Origin of the sequence: Oxalobacter paeniformigenes (genome assembly GCF_027158465.1) — a bacterium.
Lineage (GTDB): Bacteria > Pseudomonadota > Gammaproteobacteria > Burkholderiales > Burkholderiaceae_D > Oxalobacter > Oxalobacter paeniformigenes.
Genome location: NZ_JAMKYL010000006.1, coordinates 1 through 11965, shown reverse-complemented (window position 1 = coordinate 11965; position 11965 = coordinate 1). Strand labels below are relative to the sequence as shown.

At 53.1% G+C, this 11965-nt stretch carries 16 protein-coding genes; 8 read left to right on the top strand and 8 right to left on the bottom strand.

What is annotated here, in order from left to right; all coding sequences use genetic code 11:
• Positions 1-51: 51 nt before the first annotated feature.
• From yajC to malQ, 4 genes are all read right to left on the bottom strand, one after another.
• Positions 52-378, bottom strand: a complete 327-nt coding sequence (yajC, locus tag NAI64_RS07430) for a preprotein translocase subunit YajC (RefSeq protein ID WP_269299233.1) — start codon at positions 376-378, stop codon at positions 52-54.
• 149 nt (positions 379-527) lie between these two features.
• Complete coding sequence (tgt, locus tag NAI64_RS07425) at positions 528-1655, bottom strand: tRNA guanosine(34) transglycosylase Tgt (protein WP_269299231.1); 1128 nt, start codon at positions 1653-1655, stop codon at positions 528-530.
• Positions 1656-1670: 15 nt separating this feature from the next.
• Positions 1671-2702, bottom strand: coding sequence for a tRNA preQ1(34) S-adenosylmethionine ribosyltransferase-isomerase QueA (gene queA, locus NAI64_RS07420; protein WP_269299229.1), 1032 nt, complete (start codon positions 2700-2702; stop codon positions 1671-1673).
• 72 nt (positions 2703-2774) lie between these two features.
• Positions 2775-4274, bottom strand: a complete 1500-nt coding sequence (malQ, locus tag NAI64_RS07415; RefSeq protein WP_269299226.1) for a 4-alpha-glucanotransferase — start codon at positions 4272-4274, stop codon at positions 2775-2777.
• 32 nt (positions 4275-4306) lie between these two features.
• Between malQ and NAI64_RS07410 the strand changes: the two genes are divergently transcribed.
• The 6 genes from NAI64_RS07410 to NAI64_RS07385 all read left to right on the top strand — a co-directional run bounded on the left by NAI64_RS07410 (position 4307) and on the right by NAI64_RS07385 (position 8533).
• Entirely contained in the window at positions 4307-4450 is a 144-nt protein-coding gene (locus tag NAI64_RS07410; protein ID WP_269299224.1) for a hypothetical protein, read from the top strand.
• Entirely contained in the window at positions 4443-6467 is a 2025-nt protein-coding gene (gene recG, locus NAI64_RS07405) for an ATP-dependent DNA helicase RecG (RefSeq protein WP_269299222.1), read from the top strand. The genes NAI64_RS07410 and recG overlap by 8 nt, the downstream gene beginning before the upstream one ends.
• Positions 6468-6512: 45 nt before the next feature.
• Complete coding sequence (ubiA, locus tag NAI64_RS07400; protein WP_269299220.1) at positions 6513-7370, top strand: 4-hydroxybenzoate octaprenyltransferase; 858 nt, start codon at positions 6513-6515, stop codon at positions 7368-7370.
• Positions 7371-7482: 112 nt separating this feature from the next.
• Positions 7483-7806, top strand: a complete 324-nt coding sequence (locus NAI64_RS07395) for a DUF883 family protein (protein ID WP_269299218.1) — start codon at positions 7483-7485, stop codon at positions 7804-7806.
• 13 nt (positions 7807-7819) lie between these two features.
• Positions 7820-8185: a phage holin family protein gene (locus tag NAI64_RS07390; protein ID WP_269299216.1), complete on the top strand. Its 366-nt coding sequence runs from the start codon at positions 7820-7822 to the stop codon at positions 8183-8185.
• Between the two features lie 21 nt (positions 8186-8206).
• Positions 8207-8533, top strand: a complete 327-nt coding sequence (locus NAI64_RS07385) for a hypothetical protein (RefSeq protein ID WP_269299214.1) — start codon at positions 8207-8209, stop codon at positions 8531-8533.
• 39 nt (positions 8534-8572) lie between these two features.
• Here NAI64_RS07385 and NAI64_RS07380 read toward each other — a convergent pair whose 3' ends face one another.
• Positions 8573-9283: a YggS family pyridoxal phosphate-dependent enzyme gene (locus NAI64_RS07380; protein WP_269299212.1), complete on the bottom strand. Its 711-nt coding sequence runs from the start codon at positions 9281-9283 to the stop codon at positions 8573-8575.
• Positions 9284-9424: 141 nt separating this feature from the next.
• Here NAI64_RS07380 and NAI64_RS07375 point away from each other — a divergent pair, with 141 nt between their 5' ends.
• Entirely contained in the window at positions 9425-9739 is a 315-nt protein-coding gene (locus NAI64_RS07375; RefSeq protein ID WP_269299210.1) for a PP0621 family protein, read from the top strand.
• On the opposite strand, the gene NAI64_RS07370 is transcribed toward NAI64_RS07375, so the two are convergent.
• Positions 9712-10269 carry a GNAT family N-acetyltransferase gene (locus NAI64_RS07370; protein WP_269299208.1) on the bottom strand — a complete coding sequence of 186 codons (558 nt, stop codon included), beginning with the start codon at positions 10267-10269 and terminating at the stop codon, positions 9712-9714. The two genes, NAI64_RS07375 and NAI64_RS07370, sit on opposite strands and share 28 nt — an antisense overlap.
• Before the next feature lie 50 nt (positions 10270-10319).
• On the opposite strand from NAI64_RS07370, the gene ampD reads away from it, so the two are divergent.
• The gene (gene ampD / locus NAI64_RS07365; protein ID WP_269299206.1) at positions 10320-10904 is read left to right on the top strand and encodes a 1,6-anhydro-N-acetylmuramyl-L-alanine amidase AmpD; all 585 of its coding nucleotides are present in this window, start codon (positions 10320-10322) and stop codon (positions 10902-10904) included.
• A gap of 10 nt (positions 10905-10914) precedes the next feature.
• On the opposite strand, the gene NAI64_RS07360 is transcribed toward ampD, so the two are convergent.
• Both NAI64_RS07360 and NAI64_RS07355 read right to left on the bottom strand, forming a co-directional pair.
• Positions 10915-11214, bottom strand: coding sequence for a DUF167 domain-containing protein (locus NAI64_RS07360; protein ID WP_269299204.1), 300 nt, complete (start codon positions 11212-11214; stop codon positions 10915-10917).
• Positions 11211-11756, bottom strand: a complete 546-nt coding sequence (locus tag NAI64_RS07355; protein WP_269299202.1) for a YggT family protein — start codon at positions 11754-11756, stop codon at positions 11211-11213. The genes NAI64_RS07360 and NAI64_RS07355 overlap by 4 nt, the downstream gene beginning before the upstream one ends.
• Positions 11757-11965 lie beyond the last annotated feature (209 nt).

Sequence of the window (11965 nt, the reverse complement as noted above, 5' to 3'; positions counted from 1 at the left end):
GAATGCATGGTCTGATACGTGCGAAAACAGGCGGTGCCGTTTGTCTGCCGGTCAGAGTGTTTCGATCGTGCCGTTGGGCAGCATGGAAACGACGGAGGCTTTCTGGACGATGATTTCCGTGCCTTCGGCGATTTCCAGCGTGATGAAATTTTCGGATACTTTCGTGATTTTTCCAACAATGCCGCCAGCCGTGAGTACCTCATCACCGGCCGACAGGGCGCTTAACATGTCCCGCTGTTCTCTCTGCTTTTTCTGTTGAGGTCTGATCATCAGAAAGTACAGAACGACGAACATCAGCAAAATAGGAAGAAAACTTCCCATACTGTCCAGAGAGAATCCGGAAGCGGCGGATTGGGCATAAGCGTTGGTGATAAACATGTATTCTCCAGGTCGGATTTTTGGTTTAACTCATGATTCTAGCACCATGTGCCGCATTTTCATGCATTTATGCGTGATGTCATCCCGGAACGCAAGGTGTGCGGCATCGTTTCCGGCGAACGCATACTGAATCCGTGCGATGGCAATTCTCAGATTCCCCGTTGCCGATCCCTGTGGAATTGCGCCCTGAACAGTTCGAAACGGTTTTCGCTGATCGCATGGCGCATTTCGTCCATCAGCTGCAGGTAGTAATGCAGATTGTGGATCGTGCTGAGTTGCGCGCCCAATATTTCGCCGACACGGCCCAGATGATGCAGATAGGCGCGTGAAAAATGACGGCATGTATAGCACTGGCATGTTTCGTCCAGCGGGCGCTGGTCGTCACGGTAACGGGCGTTGCGGATGCGGATGTCGCCGAAACGTGTGAACAGCCATCCGTTTCGGGCATTGCGGGTCGGCATGACGCAATCGAACATATCGATACCATTGGCAACACCGGCCACCAGATCTTCGGGCGTTCCGACACCCATCAGGTAATGCGGGAGCTGTTGCGGCAGGCGCGGGCCGATATGTTCGAGAATCCGGAACATCTCTTCCTTGGGTTCCCCGACGGACAAACCGCCGATGGCGATACCGTGAAAACCGATATCGGTCAATCCGGCCAGCGACTCGTCTCTCAGATCGGTGAACATACCGCCCTGGACGATACCGAAAAGCGCATTCGGATTTTCATTGAGTCCGAATTCGTTTTTCGAACGTGCGGCCCATCGCAGCGACAGGCGCATGGATTGTGCCGCTTCATCTTTCGTGGCCGGTCTGTCGCCGATCAGGTATGGAGTGCACTCGTCGAACTGCATGACGATGTCGGAATTGAGCACATGCTGGATTTGCATGGAAATCTCGGGGGACAGGAACAGCTTGCTGCCGTCGATCGGTGAAGCGAAGCGGACGCCCTCTTCACTGATTTTTCGCATGGCACCCAGCGAGAATACCTGAAAGCCGCCCGAATCGGTCAGGATCGGCCGGTTCCATCCGATGAACCGGTGAAGTCCGCCGAATTGTTTCATGACCTCCAGTCCGGGACGCAGCCAGAGATGGAACGTGTTGCCCAGAATGATTTGGGCACCGATCTGTTCCAGAAGATCCGGCGACATGGCCTTGACGGCCCCATAAGTGCCGACCGGCATGAAAATGGGAGTTTCCACGATGCCGTGGTTCAGTTTCAGACGCCCTCTTCGGGCGTTGCCATCTGTATTGACAAGTTCAAATTCAAGCATGTGTATCGTATCCAGTCAGGCGGGTATATCGTTCCGGTGTTCAAGGAGCATGGCATCACCGTAACTGAAGAAGCGGTAACGCTGGGCGATGGCATGTGCATAGGCTTTTCTGATCCGTTCATATCCGGCAAAAGCCGATACCAGCATCAGGAGCGTCGACTTCGGCAAATGAAAATTGGTGACCAGATGATCGACGGTCCGGAAGCGGTAGCCCGGTGTGATGAACAGGTTTGTTTCATTGCTTCCGGCAACGAGTTGCCCTGTTCGGGAAGCGGATTCCAGTGCGCGCAAACTTGTGGTCCCGACGGCGACGACTTTTCGTCCGGCGGCTTTCGCGGCCCTGACGGCATCGACGGTTTCCTGCGGGATGGTGTACCACTCGGTGTGCATCTTGTGTTCCGACAGATTTTCGCTTCGGACCGGCTGGAAAGTGCCTGCGCCCACATGCAGGGTCAGATAAGCTGTCCTGATGCCTTTCTGCTCAAGCCGGTCAAGCAGTTCCTCATCGAAATGCAGGCCTGCAGTCGGCGCGGCGACAGCGCCCGGTTCACGGGCGAAGACGGTCTGGTAACGGGTTTCGTCATAGGCATCGGCGGCCCGATCGATATAGGGAGGCAACGGCAGATGGCCGTATTGTTCGAGGATGGCGAAAATATCGGATGGAAAACGCAAAATGTAAAATTCGCCCTGACGTCCCTGCACAGTGACATCGAGTTGTCCGTCGATAAGGATGGTACTGTTGTCTTTCGGGGACTTGGATGCACGGATTTTCGCCAGTGCAGTCCGGTTGTCGAGAATACGCTCGATCAGTATCTCGATTTTCCCGCCGGTGGCCTTGACGCCGAAGAAACGGGCTTTCAATACCCGGGTATTGTTGAATACCAGCAGATCGTCCTTGTCCAGATAATCGATCAGATGGTGGAAATGTGAATCGGTCAGTTGTTCATCGTGAACGACCAGAAGTCTGGACGCACTGCGTTTTTCCAGAGGATATTGTGCGATCAGCGTTTCCGGAAGTTCGAAATCGAAGTCGGAGAGTGAGTACATAAAAAAATCATCCAGTGTGGCGGATGAAAACCATAACTGAAAATACCTGAAAAAACGCCAGTATAGCCGTGTTTATCGTCCGGAATAAGTCCGGCCGTATATTTCCGTCATTTCTGCCAGATAGGAAGCATGCCAGGATTCGACTTGCGGCCAGTCGAAACGCCACTCCCATGAACCGTTTTTTTCGCCGGGTCTGTTCATGCGTCCGGAAGAATCCAGACCGAGGATATTCTGGAAAGGCGTCATGGCCAGCGCTGCGGTGGATGACCATGCCGCCCGGATGAGATCCCAGTGAATCCAGTTACCGTCAATGCTCAGATAGCGGCGGACGAAATCACGTTCTTTTTCCGGCAGGTTGTTCCACCAGCCACGGATGGTATCGTTATCGTGTGTACCGGTATAGACGACGGTATCACGGTCATAGTTGTATGGCAGATAGGGATTGCCGGGATTGCGGTCGAATGCGAATTGCAGGATACGCATGCCGGGCAGCGCGTATTTCTTGCGAAGAGCCTCGACTTCCGGTGTGATCACGCCCAGATCTTCCGCGATGAAACGCAATGCTCCGAATGCCTGTTTGAGTGTATCGAAAAAAGCGTTGCCGGGACCGGCGATCCATTTCCCGTCGGAAGGCAATCCGCTTTCGGCCGGAATGGCCCAGTACGCCTGGAATCCCCTGAAATGATCCAGCCGGACATAGTCGTAAAGGGTCATGGAATGTTCCATGCGTTTGCGCCACCAGTCGTAGCCCGTACGCGCATGCTGTTCCCAGTCATACAAGGGGTTGCCCCAGTGTTGTCCGCTGTCGCTGAACCGGTCTGGCGGGACACCCGCGACGGTACGCGGGTATCCGGACGAATCCAGATCGAACAGTTCAGGGTGTGCCCAGACATCCGCGCTGTTTAATGAAACGAAAATCGGAATGTCGCCGATAATGTCGATACCCTTTGAATGAGCATAGGTACGCAAAGCTTGCCACTGTTCGTCAAAACACCACTGGCAGAATTTCCAGAAACGGATATCGCCGGCATGTTTTTCGGCAAATCCGGCCAGTGCGGCAGGGTTCTTGCGGGCAAATGCTTCGGGCCATTGTTGCCAGGTGGCGCCGTAACTGTCGCTCAATGTCCGGAAGAGAGCATAAGTATCCAGCCAGAAAGCACTTCGTTCGCAAAAAAGTTCGAAAGTGTGGTGTGTCGTGGTTTCTGTCGTCCCGAAAAAGCGGTCAGCAGCCAGTTTCAGGCGGGACATCCTGAATGCGATTGCTGCGGGATAATGGACACGGTACCGTTGAAATGCATTGTCGGGAACCAGTTCTTCCTTTTTCAGCCAACCTGCATTGCAAAGCGCATCAAGCCCGATGAGGAAAATATTGCCGGCAAAAGCCGATGGACTCATATAAGGGGAGTTTCCGGTGCCGATATCGCACAGCGGGAGCATTTGCCAGCATGACTGGCGTGCAGAAGCGAGCCAATCGGCAAAATAATAGGCATCCGGTCCGAAATCGCCGGAACCGTAAGGTCCCGGCAAAGACGTGGGATGGAGCAAAATGCCGCAGCGGCGAGTTGATTCCATGACGTGTGGCGCCAGAAAGTGAAAAGCCTATTATGACAAAATCGGTGACGTTCGTAACGGGGGCATGTGACAAATTGAAAGTCTGGGATAATACCGGCTGGAATATCAGGAAAATGGCGATAGGGAATACCGGACATGCAAGCGGTATTCCATGCAACGGTTTCGATCATGAATAAACTGGAACGTCTCGGCATTCGTACGGATATGGAGCTGGTGCTCCATTTGCCGTCACGCTATGAAGATGAAACGACCCTGACACCCATTGCGGATGCCTTGTTCCGTTGCGAGGGGCCTGTCCAGATCGAGGGACAGATCATGGCATCGGATGTGCAATACAGGCCGAAACGCCAGCTGGTCGTATCGGTTTCAGACGGGACCGGAGTGATGCATTTGCGTTTCCTGCATTTTTATCCGAGTCAGCTCAAACAATTTTCCGAAGGGAAACGGATTCGTGCCCGGGGCGAGTTGAGGCAGGGATATGGCGGTACCGAAATGGTGCATCCCGCTTGCCGGATCGTTGAGGAAGATACACCGTTGCCGACGGCACTTACACCGGTCTATCCGACCTGTGCAGGTGTATCGCAACATTATTTGCGCAAGGCGATAGCGGCCGCGCAAAGCCGACTGGATCTGGTCGATACCTTGCCGCCATCATGGCTGGATGAACTCGGATTGCCCGGGTTCAGCGAGGCCTTGCGCTATTTGCACTATCCCCCGGCAGATGCCGATGAAACGGCATTGCTGGAACGCACGCATCCCGCATGGCGGCGCATGAAGTTCGATGAGTTGCTGGCGCAACAGCTCTCGATGCGTCGTGCACAGCGGGCAAGACGCCTTCTGAAGGCTCATGCATTCGGTGCGGCCGGGCATTTCAGTCGGCAATTCATGCAGACGTTACCGTTTACCTTGACAAAGGCGCAGTTGAAAGTGGTATCGGAAATCCGGCATGATCTGGGGCGCGCTTATCCGATGCAGCGTCTGCTTCAGGGGGATGTGGGCAGCGGCAAGACGGTCGTTGCGGCCATCGCTGCATTGCAGGCCATCGATAACGGTTTTCAGGTCGCCATGATGGCGCCGACCGAAATTCTGGCGGAACAGCATTTTCGCCGTTTGTCGGATTGGTTGACGCCATTGGGCATATCCGTAGTCTGGATAAGCGGCAGCATGAAAAAGAAAGCGCGCGAGCAAATCGTATCCATGATACAAACGGGAGAAGCGTCTCTTGTGATCGGCACGCATGCACTGATTCAGGATACCGTACAGTTCAGACATCTTGGACTGGTGATTATCGACGAACAGCATCGTTTCGGTGTCGGACAGCGGCTTGTTCTGCGAAACAAGGGAGAATCGCAAACGATGTTGCCACATCAGTTGATGATGAGTGCCACGCCGATTCCGAGAACGCTGGCCATGACGTTTTATGCCGATCTGGATGTGTCCGTGATTGATGAATTGCCGCCCGGACGCAAACCGGTCATTACCCGTCTTGTCAGCCAGGAAAGGAGAGAAGAAGTGATCGGACGGATTCAGGCGGCGGCGATGCAGGGGCGGCAGATTTATTGGGTATGTCCCCTGATCGAAGAGTCGGAAAGTCTCCAGTTGCAAACGGCGATCGATACGCGTGCCATCCTGACGGAAGCGTTGCAGGGATTGTCGGTCGGGCTGGTGCATGGCCGGATGAAACCGGATGAAAAACAGCATGTCATGGCGGCGTTTCAGCAAGGCCGAATTGATGTGCTGGTTGCCACGACCGTGATAGAAGTGGGAGTGGATGTGCCGAATGCGTCGCTGATGGTGATCGAACATGCCGAACGTTTCGGCCTGTCGCAATTGCATCAGTTAAGAGGACGTGTCGGTCGGGGAGACGCTGAAAGTGTATGTCTTTTGATGTACCAAAAGCCGCTGGGTGATACGGCCAGACAGCGATTGCTGACCATGCGCGAGACGAATGACGGGTTTGCGATCGCGCAGCGTGATCTTGAAATCCGCGGGCCCGGAGAATTTCTTGGCGCGCGTCAGTCCGGACAAGCCATGTTCAGATTCGCCGATCTGGAAAAAGACCGTGATCTGATCGACAAGGCGGCGCAATATGCGCAGGTATTGTTGGCAGGCAAGATGCCGGACGCGGATGCCATCATATCGGCACATTTGTCACGGTGGCTGGATAATCGTGAGGAATACCTCAATGTCTGAACCGTTTTTTGCAGGAGGAAAGGGGTGATACAGGCCGAAAAATCCATGAAAACACGGATGCAACTTTACTGGCAACTGGTGAGAATGGACAAACCCATCGGTATTTTATTGCTGCTGTGGCCGACATTATGTGCCTTGTGGATTGCGGCAGAAGGAAAACCACCCGTGTCGCTGGTTCTGCTTTTTACGTTGGGAACAGTGTTGATGCGGTCCGCCGGATGTGCCATCAATGATTTTGCCGACCGGGATATCGACCGGTATGTCAAAAGAACCGCCATGCGGCCATTGACATCCGGACAGATAAAACCTGCGGAAGCGATCTGGGTCGCCGTCGCGTTGTCGGCGGTATCGTTTTTGCTGGTATTGTCCCTGAACGCGCTGACGATCGGACTGTCTTTCGTTGCGCTTTTCGTTGCCGCGACCTATCCGTGGTTCAAACGTTTTTTCGCATTGCCGCAGGCCTATCTCGGTATTGCATTCGGTTTCGGTATTCCGATGGCGTTTGCCGCCGTACAAAATACGGTGCCGGTGACCGCATGGCTTTTGTTGCTGGGCAATGTCTTCTGGTCATTGGCATACGATACTGAATACGCCATGGTCGATCGCGATGACGATCTGAAAATCGGTATTTGTACCTCGGCCATCACGTTCGGCAGGTTCGATGTGGTGGCGGTAATGGGCTGTTATGCCGCCATGCTGTCGATACAGCTATATGCAGGCTGGCGGGAAAATCTCGGAGGGTTGTTTCTGGCGGGATGGATCTGCGCGGTTTGCTGTGCCTGGTATCATTACCGGTTGATTCGTGATCGCGAACGCGAAGGCTGTTTCCGTGCGTTTCTTCATAACAACTGGCTGGGCGCATTCCTGTTCGCTGGCATTGTGCTGGACTATGCATTGCGGTAAGGTTATTCTATGAGAAGGCCATGAAAATTCTGGCGATAGCAATGCTTGTCTGTTAAATTGTTTATGACTGAAAAATGGCTTTTCATTCAACTTTGACAGGAAGGAAAAGAATATGGAAATTCTGGAAAATGCCGGACAGGCCGGCAACAAGATCATGGGCAGTCTGAAATCGATCATCAGCGATGCCGAAAAGGTACTGGAAAACAGCACCCAGCAGGGAAGCGAAAGTTATCAGAATGCCAAAAGAAAGCTGGAATCGACGATTACCGACGCCAAGTTCGTACTTCGCGAACTGGAAGAAGTCGTGGTCAACAAGGCCAAGGACGCCGCGGTCTGCACGGCTGAATTTGCCAAGGAACATCCCTGGAAAGCCGTCGGTGCTGTCGCCGCAGTGGGCGTACTGCTTGGCATCCTGATCGCCCGTTCCAGGAAATAACCGCGATACAGATATGGCAGTGGTCGATAATCTGGCGAAGGTGGCAGGCACATTGCTTGCCATCGTGAAAACCCGTTGCGAGCTGATGGCCATCGAGCTGGAAGAAGAGTGGATCAGGCTTCTGACGTATCTGTTATTGTCCCTGACCGCGCTGTTTTGTCTGGCATTGACGGTGCTTCTGGCAATCGTTCTGGTGCTGGTGCTTTGCTGGGATACCTGCCGTATTCCGGCTATTGTCGGTATGATGGTGCTTTTCGGCGTCATAACCTGTGCGATATGGATCGGTGTCCGGCGCAGTTTCAGCAAAAAACCGAAACTGCTTGAATTGACACGGCAGGAAATCGCCAAGGATATCGATCGCCTGACACCATCCGTCTGACCGTCATTTTCCGTTACCGTTATGGCCAAACTGACCAAAAACCTGACACAGCGCAAAGCGGAATTGTTGGTTCAAAGCGCCCTCCTCCGTGAGAAACTGGCTGTCGAAACCCTGTCCATGATGCAGATGCCCGATGTGGTGAGCAAGGGGCTGAATCTGTGGAACAACCTGAGCAGGTTTGGGAAACGGCCGATACTGATCGGCGCGTTGGGACTGTTTCTGCTGACTGTCAAACCGCGACGGCTGTTGTCGTGGCTGTTGTCTGCGACGGTGCTTTTCAAGACATGGCGGCGTTTCGGGCCGTTCATCATGCCGCTTGTCCGCTATCTGACGAGGCGCCATCAGTAAGTCGGACAAAATCCTTTTCATGGGGTTTCCGAATGCCCCTCATCGTTTCCCAGGGTAGTGACGCTGGCCGAAAATGGCCGTGCCGATGCGTACGGTCGTCGCGCCTTCCTGTATGGCGGCTTCCATGTCGTCCGACATTCCCATTGACAGGGTATCCAGATCATATCCTGTGTGCTTCAATTCTTCAAAAAGCGTTTTCATGGCACTGAACGGTTGCCGCTGTTTTTCCGGATCGGATTGCGGTTCCGGAATTGCCATCAGCCCCCGCAATTTCAGACGAGGCATTCCGGAAACTGCCTTGACCAGATCGGCCAGTTCTTCAGGACGGACACCGCTTTTGCTGTCTTCGCCACTGATATTGACCTGGAGACAGATATTCAAGGGCGGCATGTCTTCAGGACGCTGGTCGGAAAGCCGTCTGGCGATCCGCTCGCGATCCACGGAATGTACCCAGTCGAAATGTTCGGCAATGGCGCGTGTCTTGTTGCTTTGTATCGGGCCGATGAAATGCCATTCCAGTTTCAGATCCGGCCGATTCTGGCGGATTTCCATGATCTTGCGAACCGCTTCCTGTTCATAATTCTCACCGAAGGCGAGCTGTCCTGCTTCGGCGGCCTCGAGAATGGCGGAAACGGGCTGGGTCTTGGAAACAGCCAGCAAGTTGACGGATGACGGGTCGCGATGCGCTTGTTGTGCAGCCCGGCAAACACGTGTCCGGACGGTTTGCAAGTGGTCGGTAATGGCGGACATGATGAATAGAACTTGAATAAACTGAACGATGGCCTAATATATTTCCTGTTCATTATATGACGAATGGTTTGCGCAGAGCCTGATAAAATGATGCGTACAGTCCTGCTGGGGACTGGGCCCGAAGTCGGACAGGAGAAAATAATGGCTTGGATGTGGTTGCTGGTGCTGGTTCTGGTGATTGTGGCGATAGTGGTGAAATTGCGCCGCAATTCACGAATTTTCATTATCCGGCATAATCCGTTTGAATCGGCACGGCAAGAGCAGCCACAGGCCGATATTCACCAACCGCCGCTTTTTTCGGAAAACAGGCATTCATCCGGTGAAGTCGAGCACATGGTCTGTTGCGAATATTGCGAGGTCTATGTTCCGGTATCCGAGGCAGTGGAGCGTTCCGGAAAAATTTTTTGCTGTCATGAACATGGCGTCGCCTATTTTTCGGAAAAACGTTCGTCCTGATCAGGCAGGAAAGACCAGTCCTGTTTACGGATACGATAGACAAGATGGGGCATGGTGTATCCTGCGTAATATCGGATGTCGGTTCCGACCATGGTCATGCCGTTTCTGACAGCCACGTTTTGCGAGGCGATGTTATTGTCACGAATGATGGAATATACTTCTGTCAGCCCAAGTTGGCAAAAGGCATAATCCCGGCATCCAGAGGCCGCTTCGGTAGCATATCCATGATGCCAGTAGCGTCGATTGAACAGGTAACCGATTTCATGAACCTGCCGGTTTCGCCAGGGTTGCAGTGTGATGCCGGCCTGACCGATCAGTTTTCCGCTGTGTTTGAGGACAACAGCCCACAATCCGAAACCGTTTTCGCGATAACGCTGCAGTTGCCGGTTCAACCAGTGCAAGACTTCTTCATCTGAAAAAGCATGCTCGTAGGCGTACATGACCTTTTCGTCCTGAAGGATATCGCACAGACCGGCATAGTCGTTGGCCGTCAGTGTTCTCAGGAAAAGACGTTCGGTTTCCAGAATCATTTGAAAAACAGACAGGTTTCAATACAGTAAAACTCTTCAGTTATTTTGCCATGAATATCGACAAGGACGGATGGTGTGCGGATGCGGTTCGCATGATGTCGCCGAACCAGAATGATCGGCCGGACGGTCAGACGATCGATTTGCTGGTCATTCACAATATCAGTTTGCCGCCCGGGGAGTTCGGCGGTCCCTTCATTGAAGACTTGTTTCTGAACAGGCTCGATTGCGACCGTCATCCCTTTTTCGATCAGTTGCGCTCGTTGCATGTGTCATCCCATTTTCTGATCCGGCGTGACGGATCGTTGATCCAGTTCGTATCGGCAGACAAGCGGGCCTGGCATGCAGGGGTTTCCGATTATCGCGGCCGGACGGGATGCAATGATTTTTCGATCGGTGTGGAAATCGAAGGAACGGATTACGAGCCGTTCAGGCAGGAACAATATGATACGCTGATATCGCTGACTGAAGCATTGTGTCGTCATTATCCGATTCAGGCGGTTACCGGACATCAGCATATCGCGCCTGGGCGGAAAACCGATCCGGGACCGTTTTTCGACTGGACGTACTATCGCAAGAGACTGGAATCGGCAGGCGTGTTTTCAGCGGAAAAACCGCTGGATTTCTGGTTCAGGTAATCAGCATTTTTCAGGTACGAAGCAGCCGTTCCTCGATATTTTCCGGTGTCATATCGGCCGTGATTTCCAGCAATTTTCGCCGATTGGTCTGCCCGTGCGTGATTGTGACCTGTTTGCGTGGTACCTCCAGTTTTTTGGCCAGAAACTGCACAAGCGCATCATTGGCTTTTCCGTCGACGGGCGGTGCCTGCAATTTGATACGCAATGCATCCCCCTCACTGGATACGATTTCCGATTTTCGTGCATTCGGACTGACCTGCACGGCAATCCGGATACCGGTTTTCGTTCGGGATAGCCAGAGTGCGCTCATATAAGATTCGACAAAATGAGATTGGTCGCCATTCGTGAGATGAACTGCAACAGGAAAAATACAACCAGTGCGGAAAAATCGAATCCGCCCAGTGTCGGAAGAATGCGTCTGACCGGTTGCAGTAACGGACGGTTCATGTCACGGACAAAACCGGCGACAGGGTGATACGGATTGATCCAGCTGAAGATGACCTCGATGAACAACAGTGCCATGAATCCGTAAACAATCCAGTTCAGCAAGGACAATGCCGTCAGAAAGAGAATGATACGTGGCGAAAAGAAATTGATGAGCCAGGTATCGAACAGTGCCGAGACGATGGCCATCAGGACGGCGGCAATAAGGGTGGACCAATCGTAACCTCCCCATCCCGGAATGGATTTGCGAAGCGGTTTGACGAACCAGTCGGTTACCTGAAGCAACAGCTGTGCCAATTGCATGGGTGGCCGTGCCCGGGTGACCTGTATCCAGAAACGGAGCAGAAATGCACCTCCCAGTATGGTGGTGGCGGCATCGGCTATCATTTTCAAGAGGCTGTACAACAAGCGGTTTCTCCTTGCAACTTCGGATGGATGGCATGTTCATCGTCAAGCGATTCCCGGCAATATGGCCAGTTTGCTTCCATGATCACGCAGGATATTGACAAATGGACAGAAAACGACGTTTTTCGCCGTTTGGCCGTTTTTTAAAAGAGGTATATTACTGACGTGGTGCCAAAAACACAAACGCCCGCAGTTGCGGGCGTTTGATAAAG